This window comes from Desulfosporosinus youngiae DSM 17734, from assembly GCF_000244895.1.
Taxonomy (GTDB): domain Bacteria; phylum Bacillota; class Desulfitobacteriia; order Desulfitobacteriales; family Desulfitobacteriaceae; genus Desulfosporosinus; species Desulfosporosinus youngiae.
This window is the reverse complement of record NZ_CM001441.1, coordinates 4,853,813-4,871,411: the sequence shown is the minus strand read 5'-3', so window position 1 is coordinate 4,871,411 and position 17,599 is coordinate 4,853,813. Positions and strand designations below refer to the sequence as shown.

Annotated in this window: 20 protein-coding genes; all 20 read left to right on the top strand. The window is 48.0% G+C overall.

The window, feature by feature from the left end; translation table 11 throughout:
• The first annotated feature begins 286 nt into the window (after positions 1 to 286).
• Positions 287 to 2,458 (top strand): chemotaxis protein CheA, encoded by a 2,172-nt coding sequence (locus DESYODRAFT_RS22570; RefSeq protein ID WP_007786613.1) that lies wholly within the window; start codon positions 287 to 289, stop codon positions 2,456 to 2,458.
• 124 nt (positions 2,459 to 2,582) lie between these two features.
• Positions 2,583 to 3,029: a chemotaxis protein CheW gene (locus tag DESYODRAFT_RS22565; protein WP_007786612.1), complete on the top strand. Its 447-nt coding sequence runs from the start codon at positions 2,583 to 2,585 to the stop codon at positions 3,027 to 3,029.
• Positions 3,013 to 4,266 carry a protein-glutamate methylesterase/protein-glutamine glutaminase gene (locus DESYODRAFT_RS22560; protein WP_007786611.1) on the top strand — a complete coding sequence of 418 codons (1,254 nt, stop codon included), beginning with the start codon at positions 3,013 to 3,015 and terminating at the stop codon, positions 4,264 to 4,266. The genes DESYODRAFT_RS22565 and DESYODRAFT_RS22560 overlap by 17 nt, the downstream gene beginning before the upstream one ends.
• A gap of 4 nt (positions 4,267 to 4,270) precedes the next feature.
• The gene (gene flgC / locus DESYODRAFT_RS22555) at positions 4,271 to 4,759 is read left to right on the top strand and encodes a flagellar basal body rod protein FlgC (protein WP_007786610.1); all 489 of its coding nucleotides are present in this window, start codon (positions 4,271 to 4,273) and stop codon (positions 4,757 to 4,759) included.
• 7 nt (positions 4,760 to 4,766) lie between these two features.
• Positions 4,767 to 5,102: a flagellar hook-basal body complex protein FliE gene (gene fliE, locus DESYODRAFT_RS22550; RefSeq protein WP_007786609.1), complete on the top strand. Its 336-nt coding sequence runs from the start codon at positions 4,767 to 4,769 to the stop codon at positions 5,100 to 5,102.
• 209 nt (positions 5,103 to 5,311) lie between these two features.
• Positions 5,312 to 6,910: a flagellar basal-body MS-ring/collar protein FliF gene (fliF, locus tag DESYODRAFT_RS22545; protein ID WP_007786608.1), complete on the top strand. Its 1,599-nt coding sequence runs from the start codon at positions 5,312 to 5,314 to the stop codon at positions 6,908 to 6,910.
• On the top strand, positions 6,911 to 7,915 hold the full coding sequence (fliG, locus tag DESYODRAFT_RS22540) for a flagellar motor switch protein FliG (protein WP_007786606.1): 1,005 nt from the start codon (positions 6,911 to 6,913) through the stop codon (positions 7,913 to 7,915). It abuts the gene before it with no gap.
• A complete protein-coding gene (locus tag DESYODRAFT_RS22535; RefSeq protein WP_007786605.1) occupies positions 7,899 to 8,858 on the top strand; it encodes a FliH/SctL family protein in 960 nt (319 codons plus the stop codon). The genes fliG and DESYODRAFT_RS22535 overlap by 17 nt, the downstream gene beginning before the upstream one ends.
• Positions 8,740 to 10,035 (top strand): flagellar protein export ATPase FliI, encoded by a 1,296-nt coding sequence (gene fliI / locus DESYODRAFT_RS22530; protein ID WP_242833718.1) that lies wholly within the window; start codon positions 8,740 to 8,742, stop codon positions 10,033 to 10,035. Before DESYODRAFT_RS22535 ends, fliI begins: the two co-directional genes overlap by 119 nt.
• Positions 10,036 to 10,049: 14 nt before the next feature.
• Positions 10,050 to 10,508 carry a flagellar export protein FliJ gene (locus DESYODRAFT_RS22525; RefSeq protein WP_007786603.1) on the top strand — a complete coding sequence of 153 codons (459 nt, stop codon included), beginning with the start codon at positions 10,050 to 10,052 and terminating at the stop codon, positions 10,506 to 10,508.
• 48 nt (positions 10,509 to 10,556) lie between these two features.
• Positions 10,557 to 10,772, top strand: a complete 216-nt coding sequence (locus DESYODRAFT_RS22520) for a flagellar FlbD family protein (RefSeq protein WP_007786602.1) — start codon at positions 10,557 to 10,559, stop codon at positions 10,770 to 10,772.
• Complete coding sequence (locus DESYODRAFT_RS22515) at positions 10,762 to 11,190, top strand: flagellar basal body-associated FliL family protein (protein ID WP_007786601.1); 429 nt, start codon at positions 10,762 to 10,764, stop codon at positions 11,188 to 11,190. Before DESYODRAFT_RS22520 ends, DESYODRAFT_RS22515 begins: the two co-directional genes overlap by 11 nt.
• A 164-nt stretch (positions 11,191 to 11,354) precedes the next feature.
• On the top strand, positions 11,355 to 12,350 hold the full coding sequence (fliM, locus tag DESYODRAFT_RS22510) for a flagellar motor switch protein FliM (protein ID WP_007786600.1): 996 nt from the start codon (positions 11,355 to 11,357) through the stop codon (positions 12,348 to 12,350).
• A complete protein-coding gene (gene fliY, locus DESYODRAFT_RS22505; RefSeq protein WP_007786599.1) occupies positions 12,343 to 13,593 on the top strand; it encodes a flagellar motor switch phosphatase FliY in 1,251 nt (416 codons plus the stop codon). Before fliM ends, fliY begins: the two co-directional genes overlap by 8 nt.
• Before the next feature lie 62 nt (positions 13,594 to 13,655).
• Positions 13,656 to 14,018, top strand: a complete 363-nt coding sequence (locus DESYODRAFT_RS22500; protein ID WP_007786598.1) for a response regulator — start codon at positions 13,656 to 13,658, stop codon at positions 14,016 to 14,018.
• 1 nt (position 14,019) lies between these two features.
• Positions 14,020 to 14,487, top strand: a complete 468-nt coding sequence (locus DESYODRAFT_RS22495) for a flagellar biosynthetic protein FliO (RefSeq protein WP_007786597.1) — start codon at positions 14,020 to 14,022, stop codon at positions 14,485 to 14,487.
• Positions 14,487 to 15,254, top strand: coding sequence for a flagellar type III secretion system pore protein FliP (fliP, locus tag DESYODRAFT_RS22490; protein WP_007786595.1), 768 nt, complete (start codon positions 14,487 to 14,489; stop codon positions 15,252 to 15,254). The genes DESYODRAFT_RS22495 and fliP overlap by 1 nt, the downstream gene beginning before the upstream one ends.
• Before the next feature lie 17 nt (positions 15,255 to 15,271).
• Entirely contained in the window at positions 15,272 to 15,544 is a 273-nt protein-coding gene (gene fliQ, locus DESYODRAFT_RS22485; RefSeq protein ID WP_007786593.1) for a flagellar biosynthesis protein FliQ, read from the top strand.
• A 126-nt stretch (positions 15,545 to 15,670) separates the two neighbouring features.
• On the top strand, positions 15,671 to 16,450 hold the full coding sequence (gene fliR / locus DESYODRAFT_RS22480; protein ID WP_007786592.1) for a flagellar biosynthetic protein FliR: 780 nt from the start codon (positions 15,671 to 15,673) through the stop codon (positions 16,448 to 16,450).
• Positions 16,447 to 17,499 (top strand): flagellar biosynthesis protein FlhB, encoded by a 1,053-nt coding sequence (gene flhB, locus DESYODRAFT_RS22475; RefSeq protein WP_007786590.1) that lies wholly within the window; start codon positions 16,447 to 16,449, stop codon positions 17,497 to 17,499. The genes fliR and flhB overlap by 4 nt, the downstream gene beginning before the upstream one ends.
• Positions 17,500 to 17,599: the final 100 nt, after the last annotated feature.

Sequence of the window (17,599 nt, the reverse complement as noted above, 5' to 3'; positions counted from 1 at the left end):
CATAATGTTAAGGTTGTCACAGAAAGAATCATGATGTAAATTAGTGAATCTTGCTATTTTAGCATAATTTGTCTGAGCTTTTTGTCGGATTAATAGTATACGTTTTTCTGACTTGATGCTAAGATAATAGAGAAACAAATGAAATTGTTTATATACTTTCTTTGGAGGAATTCTAAAAAGTATGGCGAATAACATCTAAATTGTATAAATAAAGACTGTGTCCTAATGGGCAGGTTTAGCTTGCGAAATAGTTGGTAATGTATCAAAAAGATAGGGGTGGCGAGGTGTGAGTCAGGATGATAACCAGAATATGGGGGTTGATCTAGGAGAATTTATAGAGTTTTATCTCTTGGATTCCCAGGAACAGATTGAAAAGCTTGGAGCTGGGCTCTTACAACTTGAGAAAGAGGGAGAAAATATCGGACTCATTAACGATCTTTTTCGCTCAGCCCACAGTTTAAAGGGAGCATCCGGGACAATGGGGTTCACGCCAATCGTTGCCCTGACTCATGCTGCTGAAGATTTGTTAGACCATTTGCGTCAAGGAAAAATGGATGTTTCGTTGGAAATGATCGATATATTATTGGCTGTGACAGACCGGGTGAAAGCGATGTTGGCTCAAGTGGAGCAGCGACAGGAGATAAGGGTTGAGTTTGAAGATTTGGCTTCCTCGATGCGGGATTTATTGAATGGAGAAAAGCCAATAGAACCGGTGCTTGCTCAGAACGTTCAGGAAGATACTAAAGAAGCTGCGGACTTTGTTCCGGTCAACTTTGCCCTGACACCCTCTGAATCGGAAAAAGTGAGCGATGCTCAGAGTTTAGGGCGCGGAGTTTATCAGGTCGATGTGAAACTTGGGTCTAATACGCTTATGAAGGCTGTTCGTGCCGTCATGGCAACTCAGCGGCTTGAGGGAATGGGCTCTGTGATTAAGCTTTTGCCGAGTATCGAGGAACTGGAAGTTGGCAGTGCAGAGGAATTTTTCCTGCTCGTGCTCTGTGATGAACCCCGGGAAGAAATTCAGAGAGAGCTATTGGAGATTTCAGAGATAGTGGAAGTCGTCGCACACCCTTACCCGAATTTAGAGACCGAAGACAACACTGCTGAGGATATGTCAAAACCTGTTGCGTCTGATGCGGAACTAGGGATGGCCCTTAATACTGCTAAGCTAAATGTCGTGTCTGAACAGAAAGCAGTTAAACCCCTGACGGCTCCGAAAACTGCTGCCGAACCAAAAGTTGAGTCTGCCGGTGTGGAAGGTAATACTCAAGTACATACAATTCGCGTAGATACGGGCCGGATGGATAATCTGATTAATCTTGTCGGGGAAATGGTCATTACCCGCACCCGTTTGGTGCAAATCGGTCTGGATTTGAAGGCCCAATACAGTACGGACAATATGGTGAACAATTTAAATGAAGCTAATGTTTACCTGGGACGATTAATGAATGACCTCCAGGAGAGTGTTATGCGCTTACGGATGGTAGCGATCGGAACCGTTTTTAATCGGTTCCCGCGTTTAGTCCGTGATCTGGCCAAAAAAACCGGCAAGGAAATTGACCTGGTCTTAAAAGGTGAAGATACAGAACTGGATAAGACCGTAGTTGAAGTCATCGGGGATCCCTTAATGCATCTCATTCGCAATTCAGTGGATCATGGCATCGAATCGCCTGAAGATCGCCGGGCGGCGGGTAAGGCTGAGGTTGGAACGATTACTTTGAATGCTTACCATGAAGGGAACCATATAGCGATTCTTATCTCGGATGATGGGGGAGGGCTGGATCTCGATAAAATCCGCCGGATTGCAGTTTCCAAAGGCCTGATTGGCGAGCGGGAGGAACTCTCTGAACGGGATATGGCGAATCTCATTTTTCTACCGGGCTTTAGCACTGCAAACGTAGTCACGGATATTTCCGGCCGCGGTGTCGGGATGGATGTTGTAAAAAAAGCCCTCAATAATCTTGGCGGGATGGTAGATATTACAACCCGCAGGGGAAAAGGAAGCACCTTTACTATTCGTTTGCCCTTAACCTTGGCGATTATTCAAGCCCTTCTTGTTGAAGTAGGACAAGAGATTTATGCTGTTCCGCTTTCTTCTGTTTTGGAGACTCTTTTGGTTGATCGAAAGGATATTAAGACTGTGGGCGGACTGCCAATGGTTCAATTGCGGGGAAATACCTTACCCCTCATATCTCTGCAGGAAAAGTTCGATCTTCCCACCCCGGAAACCGAAAGCAGTGAGGTTTACGTCGTCGTGGTAGGTTTCGGGGATAAAGCATTGGGGCTGATCGTGGATGAACTGCGCGGACAACAAGAAGTAGTGATCAAATCCTTGGGGGATTTTCTCAATAATCTCCCCGGAATTGCCGGCGCAACCATTCTCGGAGATGGCAAAGTCACACTGATACTTGATATAGGGTCTTTGATTCAAGACGTTTTGGTCACCCGCAAAGTATAGAACAATCACAATCCCTCATATCTAACATATCGAATATTCATAACAGAAACTTTAAATAAGTTTAACAGAAACTTAAAATAAGTGAGCCTCAAACATCGGGCATCGAATAAAAGGGGGTTTTTTAATGGCTGAAGAACAATTAGTAACCTTTAGCTTAGGTTCTGAAGAATTTGGTGTAGATATTATGCGTGTTCAGGAGATTATCCGTATTCCGCCAATTACCCGGGTTCCTAAAGCTGAGACTTATATTGAGGGTGTTATTAATCTGAGAGGGAATGTCATTCCGGTGATTAGTTTGCGGGCTCGTTTTGGCATGACTCCTGTGGAAGAAACTGACCTTAGCCGGATTGTCGTATTACAAGTTCAAACTAAAGTTTTCGGGGTCCGAGTGGATGCCGTAACTGAAGTCTTGCGTATTGACACTGAAGCAATAGAACCGCCTCCGCCGATCGCCTTAGGCATGGATTCACAGTTCATACGCGGAGTAGGGAAAATAGGGGAACGCCTGCTTATCCTCTTGGATCTCGATCACATCATGGGCGGAGAGACGAGTAATGTTGTCGGCGCATAGAGGTCAGATCGGAGTCCTGATCGTCGATGATTCCCCGTTCATGCGTTTAACTCTTCAGAAAATCCTCAATTCGGATCCGGGTATAAAGGTTTTGGATACGGCGAAAGACGGACGCGAAGGGATTTTGAAACTTCAGTCTCTCCGTCCGGACGTGGTAACCATGGATGTTGAGATGCCTGTCATGGATGGGCTTCAGGCCTTGGATGAAATCATGCGCTGGCAGCCTACCTCAGTGATCATCTTGAGTGCTGTGACGACGGAAGGCGCACAATCCACGCTGAAAGCGCTTGATTTGGGAGCTGTTGATGTTGTCGCTAAAGCGTCAGGAAAGCCCGGAGCAGATCTGCAGGCGTTTTCCCGTGATCTGATTGAGAAAGTTAAAGCCGCCGGGCTCGTCAATCCGGCTCGGCTAAAGCCTCAGGGATCACCGTTTTCTCCGCAGATTGCGCCCGCTCCGGCCCCTTCTGCAACAGTTCCTCCGATTATAGTTCCTTCCCCTGGGGCCCCTGCTGCTAAGGCTCCTTCTATAGCGGCGGGTGGAACAGTTCATTCCGGTATCTCAAAGCCGACGGCACAGACCTCAACGTCACTTAAAAGTCCGGGACTCAGCCCGCGGTCCATAAGTGCCGCTAAGACAGGTTTGCTGCCCAAACATGCCGTTGAAATTGTGGCTATCGGTACCTCGACGGGAGGGCCGACCGCACTTCAGACCGTTTTGCCTGCTCTTCCGGGAAATTTTCCGGTTCCGGTGCTGGTTGCCCAGCACATGCCCCCAGGGTTTACGGGTCCGCTCGCTCAACGATTGAATGGGCTGTGCGCACTTACTGTTCGGGAAGGTGTCCATGGCGAAGCCCTGAAAGCGGGAACTGTCTATGTGGCCCCGGCTGGTAAACAGCTTCAGGTTCAGCGCAGATCCGGTCAATTGGTTCTGCATATCGGGGATGAAGCTCCCATACCGACCCTTTATCACCCTTCAGTGGATGTGATGTTCCTTTCTTTAGGGAAGGAAGTCGGAAAAGGGACCTTGGGGGTCGTTATGACCGGAATGGGCAGTGATGGTACGAAGGGCATGAAGGAGCTTAAGAAGTTGGAGGGGTTTGCCATCGCTGAGGCAGAGGAAACTTGTGTGGTTTATGGTATGCCCAGGTCCTTGGTGGATGCCGGTCTGGCTGACCGAATTGTACCCCTGGGTGAGATCGGAAAAACGATTGTCGAATGTGTTATGAGGAGGGTATAATCCGATGGGTCTCTTTGGAGGAATTGAAATAAGTGCTTCCGGTTTAACGGCCCAGCGCCTGCGCATGGATCTTACGGCTAATAATATCGCCAATATCAATACCACTCGTACGGGAGGACTGACTCCGGCGGGAAACCAGATCCCTTACAGCCGGCAAGTCGCCGTATTTGTTCCCCGTCCTCCCGAAACATCCTTTTCCAAAATTCTTGGAGAAACGATGGATCTCGGAAATGTCGGGAAAGGGGTACAAGTAGCGAACATTCGTAATGACCTTACGGAACCTTATCGTTTAGAGTATAACCCCGATTCTCCTGATGCGGCCAGGGTGGCTGAGCCCGGATTGCCGGTAGGCTATGTGCGTCAGCCCAACGTGAATATTGTGACGGAAATGGTGAATATGATGACGGCATCACGGGCCTATGAAGCAAATGTGACCGCTCTTAATATTAGTAAATCAATGCTTTCTAAAGCACTTGAGATTGGAAGGGGTTAAAACATAAATGAGCATTCAGCCGATCCTACCTATTATGCCCCTTGGAGCCCTTAATCCGCTCACCCCAACTGCCCTTGAGACGACACCAAGGGTTAGTTCCGGTGAAGGTGCTCATAAGGCGGGGGCTGATTTTTCTAAGTTCTTAGGAGATGCCTTGAGAGAAGTGGACGCCCTGCAGACCAAGGCAGATACGGCCGGTCTGGCACTGGCGGCAGGACAGGTTCAGGATTTGTCGGAAGTGATGGTTGCCTTAGAAAAAGCCAGCCTGTCCTTGTCCTTAACGGTAGCGGCACGTGATAAAGTGATCGATGCCTACAATCAGATCATGCGTATGCAGATTTAGCGAGGTTCGGGGCGCGAAGCCCGATGGTTTGAGTGTTATAAGATAATACGATGAAGTCTTACTTTTTCCGGGGGTACTAATTCCAGTGATTCATATGAAATTTAAGAAGTGCAGATCCAAAGCGCCAGGAGCGACACACGAGATTCAGCCTCTGAGAGGTTTGAAACGAATGTCTCTGTTCGAGCATCGAATGAAAGGAGGAGCCAAGAGTGAATTTTTCTTGGGCGGGAATAAAGCAATCAGTCATGAATTTTTGGAGCAATCTTTCTAGCCCACAGAAAATAATAACGGTGCTTGCTCCCCTTTTGGTCGCCGGAGCGTTAATTTACCTGATTATGTGGGCCGGACGCCCGCAGTATGTGCCGATTTTTACTAAACTTAGTGATGCTGATGCCGGGGCAATTACGACGAAGCTGAAAGACTTGAAAGCGGATTATAAGCTGGCGGATAATGGTTCAACCATCATGGTTCCCCAACAGTCGGCCGCGGATCTTCGTTTACAACTGGCCAGTGCGGGGCTTCCTCAACAAAGTAAATTCAGCTTCGATAATCTGGATACCATGCGGCTGGGGGAGACAGATGCCGACCGGAAACTGCGTTATGTTCTCGGATTGCAGAACGAATTGGAGAATACCCTCAAGACATTGAATGGTGTGGAAGATGCGCGTGTACATATCGTAATGCCTGAACCCTCACTCTTTGTGGATAATCAAAAACCGGCAACTGCGGCGGTAACCTTGAAGCTTCTTCCGAACACGAAGCTTGGCGAAGACCAAGTACGTGCTATCGCTAATCTGCTGTCAGGCTCAGTCGAAGGATTGCTGCCGGAGAATGTGACGATTGTGGATACCGGCGGAAATGTTTTGTCCGATGATCTTGGCAAAGGTAATCCTGAAAAGCTGACAGTTACACAATATCAGCTTAAACAAACGGTTGAAGAAGATACCCGGAAATCGATCCAAAGTATGTTGGACCGTGTGCTGGGTTCGGGCAAGGCTGTTGTTCGGGTTAGTGCAGTATTAGACTTTGATCAGAGGAAAATAGTCAAGCAGACCAATGGCCCGGGGGCAGTCGTTAGTGAGCAGACCTCCAATGAAACCAATACGAACGGTACAGTGGGGGCCGGAGGGACACCGGGATTGGATGCCAATGGAGCACCGATCTATCCAACCGGCCAGGATATGAACTCAACCTCTACGAAGGCCACCAGCACCAGAAACTATCAGGTGGATACCACTCAAGAGGAACAAGTGGTAAACCCGGGCAGTGTTAAGCGGCTTTCTGTTTCCGTCATGGCGGATGAGGATGCGGTTGACCAGGAGCAGCTGGATCAGATTAAAACGATTGTGGCTTCTGCTGCCGGAGTGGACGCCAACCGGGGGGATGACGTTCAGGTCGCCGCTTTTCCCTTTAATAAGACGGACATACAGAAAGAAGCATTGGCGATGGAAGAGGCTCAGAAACGACAGCAGCTAATTATGTATGCTCAAATTGGTGCTGTTGCATTAATTGGCTTGATACTCGGGCTTGTGTTTCTCGGCAAGCGGTTACAAAAAGCACGCAAAGCGCGCGCTGAAAGAATGCTGGAGTTAAATAATTCAGAACCGGTAAATGTCGCTGAAGCTGAGCTGCTCCTGGCTCAACAGAAGGCTGAGGAAGAGGCTCAATTGAGTTTAGCTCAGAAAAATGCTAAGTCAGCGGAAGAGATTGGGAAGAAAAAGATTAAAGAGGCCGTGGAACTTTACTCACGCAATAACCCGGATGAGGCCGCCCGTCTTATGAAAACATGGCTATCGGAGGAGAGGTAGATGGCGCAAGCTTTAACGGGAATCCAAAAAGCTGCGATCCTGATGATCGCCTTGGGTTCGGAAAATTCGGCCAATGTGGTCAAACACCTTGGGGAATCTGAAATAGAACAATTGACTTTGGAAATGGCCAATGTCGGGAGAATATCGCCGGAACAGCGGGATCATGTTATCGAAGAATTCCATCAGATGTGCATGGCCAACGATTATATTTCCCAGGGGGGCATTGAATATGCCAGAGAAGTATTAGAACGGGCTTTGGGAGAAACCCGTGCCTTTGAGATCATCAGCCGCTTGTCGACTTCTTTGAAGATGAGGCCTTTTGATCTTGTGCGCAGGACAGACCCTAAACAGCTCTTTTCCTTTATTCAGGGAGAACACCCTCAGACAATTGCGCTGATCATGACCCATCTTCCGGTTGATAAAGCGGCCACTTTGCTCGCCAGTCTCAACCCGGACCGGCAGGCAGATGTGGCGAAGCGGATTGCAACCATGGGCCGTACAAGTCCGGAAGTGCTCAAAGAGATTGAGAAAGTTCTCGAACGTAAGATTTCCAGCCTGGCACCGACGGATTATACGGCTTCGGGCGGGATCCAAAGTATCGTGGATGTCCTTAACCGGACAGATCCGGGAACTGTGAAAGTTGTCATGGATTCTCTGGAGGTCGATGATCCTGATTTGGCAGAACAAATTAAGCGGCAGATGTTTGTCTTTGAGGATATTGTTATGCTTGACGACCGTGGTGTTCAACTGGTCTTACGTGAAGTGGAGACCAAAGACTTAGGATTGGCTCTCAAAGGGTCTAATCCGGAAGTGGTGCAGAAGATTTTGGCGAACATGTCCTCGCGGGCCAGTCAGATGCTCAAAGACGATATGGAATTCATGGGTCCGGTGCGGCTGCGTGATGTTGAAGAAGCACAGCAGCGTATTGTAAAAGTCATTCGGAAGCTTGAGGAAAGTGGCGCGATAGTCATCTCCAGAGGAGGCAGCGATGAGATTATCTATTAGCGGGCGGGTTGTTAAAAGTTACGATGTTGAGGTATCAACACCGCGCATGGTGGAATGCCATGAAGGGTTTCAGCAGTTGGGAACTTGCTTAGCTGTTCTTAGTGTGGGAGAAGAAACTCAGATTTCTGAAACAAAGCCTGAACCCGCAGACTGCCGGGATACTCCGGGGGAGGCAGAGAGCAAAGAACAAGCGGGGAGAATTCTGGCAGATGCTGAGGAGCGGGCGGCAAAGATTCTGGCTGATGCTAAAGCTGAGGCCAAGACAATTATTGCTCAAGCTAAAGCGGATGCCAAGAAAACCCTGGCTCAGGCTCAGAGTGACTCGGATCGTTTGCGCCAGGAGGTTAAAGAGAGTGCCCAGGCCGAGATTTATCCTGCAGCTAAGGCAGAAGGATATCGGGAAGGAAGGCAAGCCGGAGAGACCGAGGGAAAAATCCTGACGGATAAGGCCAATCAGCTTTTTAAGTTAGCCCAGAGGGCGGTCCAAGAGGAATTCTCTAAAGTTGATAAGGATTTACTTCATTTAGCGATCAAGATTGCCGAACGTATCGCGCGTTCATCTATAGCGGTTGAACCTCAGAGATTGCTGGACATCATCCGGGCTTTAGCCCTGTTGCCCTTGGAACGGGAGGGCTGGCGGCTGCACGTGGCTCCTGATGACGTCCGGTGGCTTGAAGGGAAACTGCCCTGTCCTTGGGTTGCGGATGAATCGTTGCAGACTGGAGACTGTTTCCTGGAATGTCAGGAAGGGATTTTTGATGGCCGGCTGGAAGCTCAATTAGATAAGCTGGAACATACCTTACGGGAGGAGCTCGAACATGGGGGTGTGGAATCGATTAGCAGTGGCGGCGGAACAGACGGAACCGATTTCGGCTCAGGGAAGGGTTGCGAAGATTGTCGGCCTGATGGTGGAGTCAGCCGGCCCGCGAGCCAGTGTGGGTGAATATTGTCATATCATCACGCGGGAAGGACGGGAACTTCCTGCAGAAGTGGTAGGCTTTCGGGATTCAACCACTCTGCTCATGCCTTTGGGAGAACTCGAAGGGATTGCCCCGGGAGACCGGGTGCTTTCTCAGCGGCAAAAGCTGACGGTGCCGGTGGGACCGGGACTTCTCGGTCGGATTCTGGATGGACTGGGACATCCCATGGACAATCGCCCGCTTCAGCCAGAAACAGCTTACCCGCTGCAAAACAAACCGCCCAGCGCCTTATTGCGTCCCCGGATTCAGGACACTCTCAGTGTCGGTGTTCGGGCGATCGATGGGATTCTCACCATAGGCCGCGGGCAGCGGATGGGAATCTTTGCCGGATCCGGGGTGGGGAAGAGTACCTTACTGGGTATGATGGCCAGAAATACTGTGGCTGATATTAATGTTATCGCCTTGATTGGGGAACGGGGCCGGGAACTGCGTGACTTCATTGAGAAAGATTTAGGCCCGGAGGGGTTAGCCCGTTCAGTGATTATTGTGGCGACATCGGATCAACCTGCTTTAGTTCGCTTAAAGGCAGCATTTACGGCCACAGCTATTGCGGAGTATTTCCGGGATCAAGGGAAGAATGTGCTTCTAATGATGGATTCGGTGACCCGCTTTGCCATGGCCCAGCGGGAAGTAGGCCTCACAGTGGGTGAACCGCCGGCAACCCGCGGATATCCTCCTTCTGTGTTTGCTCTTTTGCCCAAACTATTGGAACGCTCAGGTATGGCGGAAATCGGAAGTATTACCGGGATCTATACGGTTTTAGTGGATGGAGATGACCATAATGAGCCGATTGCAGATTCAGTACGTGGAATTCTCGACGGACATATTGTTTTAACCCGGGAATTGGCCATGCAAAACCAGTTTCCGGCCATTGATATCCTGCAGTCAGTCAGCCGGGTTATGAATGATGTTGTCAGTTCGGAACATAAGGAATTAGCAGGCAGGGTGAGGGAATATATCGCTATTTATCGTGATGCCAAGGATCTGATTGACATCGGGGCGTATACGCCGGGAAGCAGTCCTAAGATTGATGCCGCAATTGCCCATATGGACCGTATTCAAGCGTTCATCCGGCAAAGAGTCGACGAATATGTTACCTCTCAGGAGATGCTTCAACAATTGCAGGGAATCTTTAAATAAGGGGTTTAAAAATAATGGCTCGATTTCGCTTTCGCTTGGATGCCAGCCTTCAATTAGCTCAACAGATTTTAGAATCGGCCAGGCGGCAGTACGCTCTGGAACTGCAGCGCTGGCAAGCCTGTTTCGATGCTTTGGAGGTTCAAAAAGTTCGTTATAAAGAAGCCCAGGATGGTCAACGGGAAGCTGGTCGTCACCGGCCGGAAGACCTGGGGATCTGTCAAGTCTTTGCCAGAGAACAGAGGCGTCGATTGCTTGAATGCGAAGCAAAGCTGAGGGAGCAGGAACCTGTTCTGGAGAAGGCCCGCGGGTGTTTATTGGAAGCGCATCGTGAAGTTGAGAAATACGAGCGCCTCAAAGAAAAACAGGCGGCAGCCTTTCGGGCCGCAGAATTACAGAAGGAACAAAAGGTGTTGGATGAAACGGGTCAAGTACTTCACTGGCTTGGGAAAAAAGCCGTCGGTGAACTTGCTTAACTAAGCAAATGGAAATTAGTTTACGGATCAACGGAAGGGGATGAAGCTATGATTTATGTTACTCGCTTAAATGGAAAAACCTTTGCTTTAAATCCCGACTTGATTGAATTGATGGAAGAAACCCCGGATACGGTCATAACCTTAACGGGTGGAAATAAATACGTCGTATCAGAAGCCATCGAGGTTCTTATTGAGCGCATTGCTGAGTTTCGCAGGCGTTGTCAGACTTACAAAGTGGAGGAGCAAAAGATTTATGAATCGTAAATCCCTTATTTTTGTAATTCTAGCCTTGTTCTTGGGAGCGGCTCTTGGTGTGGGAGGGACAATTGGGGCTCAAACCTTTATCTTTAAGACGTTTGATGACAGTTCTAAAAAATCCCATGCCAAAAAAACAGGACCCTTACTGCCCATCGGTGAATTCACTGTGAATTTGCAAGGTGGAGCCTTTCTGAAGACGGCTATTACAGTTCAAGTGAGCGATGTAAAAGCGGGGGAGCATTTGAAGGAAGAGGATGCGTTCTTAAAAGACCGGGTTAATACGGTTTTGGCGGATAAATCCCTTGCCGATGTACAAACCACACAGGCACGTGAAAAATTGAGGAAAGAGTTAATTGAGAAGCTTAATGAAGTGGCAGAAGATCAAATCACAGATGTTCTCTTTCTTTCTTTGGTCTACCAATAACAGAGGTCAGAGGTCAGAAGCCGGAGGTCAGAGTTGCGAGGTTGGTATTTCTGGTGTGACGACGAATAACTCACAATCGAACATTGGTTATGAGTTTAAGCTATATAGATTGAGAATAAAGGTTCGAACCAGAAAGATCGAATATCGAGCAAGGGGGTGGTTTGATGGGAGACGTCTTGTCCCAGGCTGAGATTGATGCTCTGCTGAATGCGCTGTCCGATGGACAAGTTGACGTAGAGGAAATGAAGACAACCAAGACTCAAAAGCGGATTCGTGTATACGATTTTAAACGTCCGAATAAGTTTTCCAAGGATCAGATTCACTCCCTCCATAATATTCATGAGAATTATTGCAGAGGTCTTACTACTTTTTTTTCCGGGAATCTGCATTCTGTCGTTGAAAGCTCTGTTGTTTCAATAGAACAGATCACCTATGACGAGTTTATCCGGTCTTTACCTAACCCCACTGTCCTGGCCCTTTACTCCCTGAATCCGCTGGAGGGTACAATCTTAATGGAGGTGAGCCCTTCTCTCACCTTTGCGGTGGTGGACCGGCTTTTAGGAGGGCAAGGGCAAGGGACGGAAAAAAACCGGGATTTAACCGAGATTGAAAGGACAATTATAGAAAACCGCTTAACTCAAATGGTAAATATCACGGAAGAAGCCTGGTCAGAGGTTTACGCCCTTAAACCGCATTTTATATCGATGGAATCGAATCCTCAGTTTACACAAATTGTAGCTCCTAATGAAATGATTGTACTCATAACCCTTGAAGTCAAGGTCGGCGAAGCAATCGGGATGATTAATATCTGTATGCCCTATCTGGTCCTTGAGCCCATCTTAGATAAGTTAAGTACGTTTTTCCTCTTTTCCACAGAGGCGAAGGTCACTTCTCCGGAGCAGGTACAAGCGATTCGGAAAAAAATCGAATGGGCGAAAGTTGATATGATTGCGTTTTTAGGTAACTCGGAAATCCTGGTCAGAGACCTTTTGGATCTTGCTAAAGGAGATGTTATTCCACTGAACCAATCAGTTCAGGATCCACTGCCAATTTATGTGGGTGAATTTATGAAATTCAAGTCTATCCCTGGTCTTCACGGGGAACATCTCGCCGTTCAGATAACGGAAATAATAGAGGAAGGAGGGGAACAAGATGGGTAATGGGTCGCTCACTCAGGAAGAAATTGATGCGCTGCTTCGAGGAACACTTGAATCTGACTTGGACACACCACCTGAATTGGCCCCGGAGTCATTAACGGCCTTTGATTTATTGAATGAGATGGAAAAGGATACTCTCGGCGAAATTGCTAATATTTCCATGGGTACTGCTGCCACGACATTATCTCAGCTCTTAGGCAAAAAGGTGGATATTACCACGCCGAAAGTGGACTTAACGACCTCGGAACAGATTCGTCATGATTATCCTATCCCTTCCGTGATTTGTGATGTCAAATACAAAGCAGGAATTGAAGGCTCGAATCTCTTGATTCTTTCTCAACGGGATGGTTCAGTCATTGTTGACTTGATGATGGGAGGGGATGGAAAAAACCCGTCAGACGGGCTTTCTGATCTTCAAATCAGCGGTATCTCAGAAGCTATGAACCAAATGATGGGATCGGCTGCCACATCTATGTCGACCATGTTTAATGCGATGGTAGATATTACCCCGCCAAATTTAGTGCTTAATGACATGGCGACGGGGAGAGATGTGATTCATGATTTTTTGTCTGCGGATGAACCCCTTGTCCGGATCTCTTTCCGCATGGTTGTAGAAGATGTCATTGACAGTACTCTTGTTCAGGTAATTCCCCTTGACGTTGCTAAAAGAATGGTCGGTAAGCTAATGGGCGGGATGGATGGAGGCTCCGCTCCACCGGCTCCGGCTGCACAACCTGCAGCTCCTGCTCCCCCGCCCACAGCGTTTCAAAGCCCCCAGCCACCCTCAACACCAGTCTACGAAGCCCCGGCTCCGGCTTACGGAGCACCCGCTTACGAGTCTCCGATCTACGATGGGGCACCTTATTCGGCGCCAATGGATCATTCCTCCTATGGAATGGGGCAGCCTGGTCATCAAGCCAGAGTGCAGATGCCGGTTCAGCCGGCACAATTTGCACCGCTTCAGCCGGGACCTCCCCTGACGCAGCCTGATAATCTAAGCTTGATTCTGGATGTACCTTTACAAATAAGTGTTGAACTGGGCCGGGCGAAAAAAACGATTAAAGAAATCCTGGATATGGGACCCGGTTCAGTTATCGAATTGGATCGCTTGGCCGGGGAACCAGTCGATATGATTGTCAATGGCAAGTTGATTGCTAAATGTGAGGTTGTTGTCATTAATGAGACCTTTGGAATTCGGATTACAGATATTGTCCATCCCGTGGAACGGATGAATTCATTGAAGTAGAGTGAGGAGTCCTGGTTTAATAGAAATTGGAGTATTTGAAAGTAGATAAGGGAGGAAATGTGATGAGTGCTACCATAATGATTGTTGATGATGCTGCGTTTATGCGTATGATGCTAAAGGACATCTTACAGAAAAATGGGTTCAATGTAATTGGTGAAGCTGAAAATGGAGCGGTGGCTGTTGAAAAGTATAAGGAGTTGCAGCCGAACTTGACAATTATGGATATTACAATGCCGGAAATGGACGGGCTGCAGTCGGTAAAAGAAATCCGTAAACTGGATTCGAAAGCACGGATCATTATGTGCAGTGCTATGGGTCAACAAGCTATGGTCATCGAAGCTATTCAATCCGGGGCTAAAGACTTTGTCGTCAAGCCTTTTCAAGCGGAACGCGTGGTTGAGGCTGTCACGAAGGCGTTGAAATAACATGTCCTTTGAAGACCAAGTGTTTCCTTCAAGTGGAACCGCTCCGGCGGTTACCCAGTCTGTATTCTCATGGTGGGGGCTTCTGGGAACGTTACTGGTTTTCCTTATTATTTTACTGGTGTCTCTCTGGATTCTCCGGCGCCTGAATCGGGCAGCTATGCGGACGATGAATGCACCCTGGGCAAGGGTTCTCGACCGGCAAATTCTAAGTGGGCAGCAAAGCCTGTACCTGGTGGAGATTGCCGGAAAGTTACAGGTCCTTGGCGGATCGGATCACCACCTGGTGAAACTTAGTGAGATCAATGATCCCCATATCGCTGCTGAGATTTTGGAAGAGATCGCCACACGTCCCACGGAACGTGTGGAAGGATGGCTCCAAAGTGCCCGGAAGCTTTGGCCGAAGCAGTCCCGCAAGAAAGACACTTTTTCTGCAGAATTGAAGCGTTTGCTTGAGGAGGTCGAAAAGTAATGTCTTCTTCAGGCCGTACCATTAAACTCTTGACTTTAGGGCTGGCTTTTGGCGCTGCGCTGGGATTTGGATTGTTTTCATGTCCTGAAATTGCTTGGGCGGCAGGATTAACCTTAGATTTGGGAACATCAACGGCGGAACAAACAGGTACCTCACTGCAAATATTAATGTTATTAACGGTACTCTCTTTGGCCCCCGCCATTCTGATGATGATGACGTCCTTTACCCGGATTATTATTGTCTTGTCCTTTGTAAGAAATGCCTTAGGAACCATGCAGCTGCCCCCGAATCAAGTGCTCGTAGGCTTATCCCTGTTTCTGTCGTTTTTTATCATGGCCCCGACCTGGAATCAGATCAATACCAATGCCATTCAGCCTTATATGCAGAATCAGATTACCCAGGCAGAGGCCCTTGAGAGAGCGGAAGAGCCCTTGCGAATGTTTATGTTTAAGCAGACACGGGAAAAAGACCTGGAGCTTTTTGTGGGGCTGTCTAAAATGGAACGCCCCAAAACTTATCGGGACGTTCCCACCTATGTTCTGATTCCAGCCTTTGTGATCAGTGAATTAAAAACAGCGTTTCAAATGGGATTTGCTATTTTTGTTCCTTTCATAGTTATCGATATGATTGTTTCCACTACCCTTATGTCAATTGGGATGATGATGCTTCCGCCGATGATGATTTCTCTGCCCTTCAAATTATTGTTATTTGTCTTGGTGGACGGCTGGCATCTTGTCGTAGAATCCTTAGTGGGCAGCTTTAAGTAGGGAAAGGGGGAATGACAATGACCCAAAATCAGGTACTGTATATGGCTAAGGAAGCCGTTGGGACAGTGCTGCTTGTGGGAGGGCCTATTCTCGGGGTCGCTTTGTTGGTCGGTCTTCTGGTCAGCATCTTTCAGTCTATGACACAAATCCAGGAGCAGACGCTTTCCTTTATTCCCAAAGTAGTTGCCGTGGCTGTCGTTATGCTCTTGTTAGGTCCGTGGATGCTGTCAGTTCTGACCGCCTATGCGACCAATTTATTGACTCAGTTGGCGACGTTTGGAGGCATGTGAGCGCGAGGTTCGAAATTCGAATTCGGACTTGGGTCCTCTGACTAACGAAGTATTAACCGCGACCCCAAACATGATCTATAGATTTCGAACATCGAACCACGAACATCGCAACAGGGGGGAGAAAATTTGAGTCTGGCCCAGCTGCTCCAATGGAATCTCTCGTTATTCCTGCTGATTTTATCTCGTTGGGCGGGTATGATTATGCTGGCACCGGTTTTCGGCGCGAGGGGCGTTCCTGGTATGGCAAGGCTTGGCTTGGCGGCCAGCATCTCGGTAATTCTGTATCCCCTCATTCAGGCAGCGAATCCATCCATTCCAGAGGAGCTTTTGCCGTATGTTGCGGTGGTAATCAAGGAAGTTCTGGTGGGGCTGGTCATTGGATTTCTCATTTACCTGCTGACGGCTGTTTTACAAGGAGCAGGGCAGTTGATCGATTATCAAATGGGTTTTACGATGGGGTCGGCCATTGACCCTGTTTATGGTGTACAAAGTCCTATGATGGGTAACTTCCAGATAATATTAGCGACCATGCTTTTGCTTTCGACGAATTCTCATCACTATTTAATTGCCGCCATGGTTAAGAGCTATGCTTATATTCCTATAAACCCGTCCAGCTTGCCGCATAACTATCTTTTTTACGTTCAGCTGGTTGCTCATGTTTTTGCTTTAGCAGCTCAATTGGCAATGCCGGTTTTCGGAGCACTTCTTGTATCCGATGTCGGGGTCGGGCTCTTATCCAGAACAGTACCTCAACTTAATATTTTTGCGGTGATTTTCCCGGTTAAGATTGTTTTTGGACTTATTATTTTGTATCTCTCGATTCCCTTTTTCGGAGAAGCTGTTGCCCGGCTATTTGATACCAATATGTCTTGGGTCTTAGAACTTTATCAGGGGTGGAAACAGTGAGCGAAAAAAAACATCCCGCCACGCCCAGACGGAAACAGGAAGCGCGCAAAAAGGGTCAGGTATTTAAAAGCCAGGAAGTTATCTCTGCGTTGATGCTTTTAGGTCTGGTGGCTCTTCTTAGGTTTTGGATTCCGGCAATGTTTCTCCGTATACAGTATCTTTTTCCCTACGTTTTAGGGCTTTCCTCGGATTGGACGGAACGTTCGGTGGCCAGTCTCATGCTCAACGTTCTTTGGCTGGGGATTCAAATCATGGCCCCGATTTTAGGTACTGGGTTTTTAATTGCCCTAATCTCTAATTATATCCAAGTGGGATTTCTTTTTACGGGGGAATCCATGAAACCTCAACTTTCACGTTTAAGTATGATCAGCGGCGCGAAGCGAATGTTTGGCGTAAAGGCATGGGTGGAATTGGTCAAATCGTTAATGAAAGTGCTTCTGATCGGCTATTTTCTTTACGCAAGTGTCCGGGATCGCCTGCATATTTATCCAGCACTGCAACAACTCAATGTGGGGCAGGCGGCGGTTTTATTAGGCGAGGCCTTAATGGAACTTGCTTGGAATATTTCCCTTTCGTTTTTAGGTATAGCCGCTTTTGATTACATCTACCAGCGGTGGGAATATGAGAAGAATTTACGAATGTCTCATGAGGATTTAAAACAGGAATACAAACAAACTGAAGGAAACCCTGAACTGAAAAGTGAACTAAAAAAACGACAACGTGCGATGGCCATGGGCCGAATGATGCAGGACATGAAACAGGCGGATGTCGTTGTCACCAATCCAACCCACTTTGCAGTGGCCTTGCGTTATGACCCGAAAGTACAAAATGCCCCTTACGTCGTTGCCAAGGGTCAAGACCAGGTTGCGTTGCGAATGCGGGAGTTGGCCAAGGAATATGACCTTGTGATCATGGAAAACAAGCCGCTGGCCCGTGCTCTTTATGCCCAGGTGGAAATCGGGCAGGGGATTCCGGCGGATCTTTATAAAGCGGTTGCCGAAGTGCTGGCGTTTGTTTACCGGTTAAAGAAAAAGAAGAAGCGGGCATGAATGAAATAAATTTGGGGTTAGCATGAGGGTTCATTTGGCAATCTTATTTCATTCATGGGATCATAGGATGGCAGACGGAATGGTTTAAATTAAAATGCGG

Coding starts and splice junctions, on each gene's coding strand:
- DESYODRAFT_RS22565 (WP_007786612.1), top strand. CDS start 2,583: ATGGCTGAAGAACAATTAGTAACCTTTAGCTTAGGTTCTGAAGAATTT.
- DESYODRAFT_RS22560 (WP_007786611.1), top strand. CDS start 3,013: ATGTTGTCGGCGCATAGAGGTCAGATCGGAGTCCTGATCGTCGATGAT.
- flgC (WP_007786610.1), top strand. CDS start 4,271: ATGGGTCTCTTTGGAGGAATTGAAATAAGTGCTTCCGGTTTAACGGCC.
- fliE (WP_007786609.1), top strand. CDS start 4,767: ATGAGCATTCAGCCGATCCTACCTATTATGCCCCTTGGAGCCCTTAAT.
- fliG (WP_007786606.1), top strand. CDS start 6,911: ATGGCGCAAGCTTTAACGGGAATCCAAAAAGCTGCGATCCTGATGATC.
- DESYODRAFT_RS22535 (WP_007786605.1), top strand. CDS start 7,899: ATGAGATTATCTATTAGCGGGCGGGTTGTTAAAAGTTACGATGTTGAG.
- DESYODRAFT_RS22525 (WP_007786603.1), top strand. CDS start 10,050: ATGGCTCGATTTCGCTTTCGCTTGGATGCCAGCCTTCAATTAGCTCAA.
- DESYODRAFT_RS22520 (WP_007786602.1), top strand. CDS start 10,557: ATGATTTATGTTACTCGCTTAAATGGAAAAACCTTTGCTTTAAATCCC.
- DESYODRAFT_RS22515 (WP_007786601.1), top strand. CDS start 10,762: ATGAATCGTAAATCCCTTATTTTTGTAATTCTAGCCTTGTTCTTGGGA.
- fliM (WP_007786600.1), top strand. CDS start 11,355: ATGGGAGACGTCTTGTCCCAGGCTGAGATTGATGCTCTGCTGAATGCG.
- fliY (WP_007786599.1), top strand. CDS start 12,343: ATGGGTAATGGGTCGCTCACTCAGGAAGAAATTGATGCGCTGCTTCGA.
- DESYODRAFT_RS22500 (WP_007786598.1), top strand. CDS start 13,656: ATGAGTGCTACCATAATGATTGTTGATGATGCTGCGTTTATGCGTATG.
- DESYODRAFT_RS22495 (WP_007786597.1), top strand. CDS start 14,020: ATGTCCTTTGAAGACCAAGTGTTTCCTTCAAGTGGAACCGCTCCGGCG.
- fliP (WP_007786595.1), top strand. CDS start 14,487: ATGTCTTCTTCAGGCCGTACCATTAAACTCTTGACTTTAGGGCTGGCT.
- fliQ (WP_007786593.1), top strand. CDS start 15,272: ATGACCCAAAATCAGGTACTGTATATGGCTAAGGAAGCCGTTGGGACA.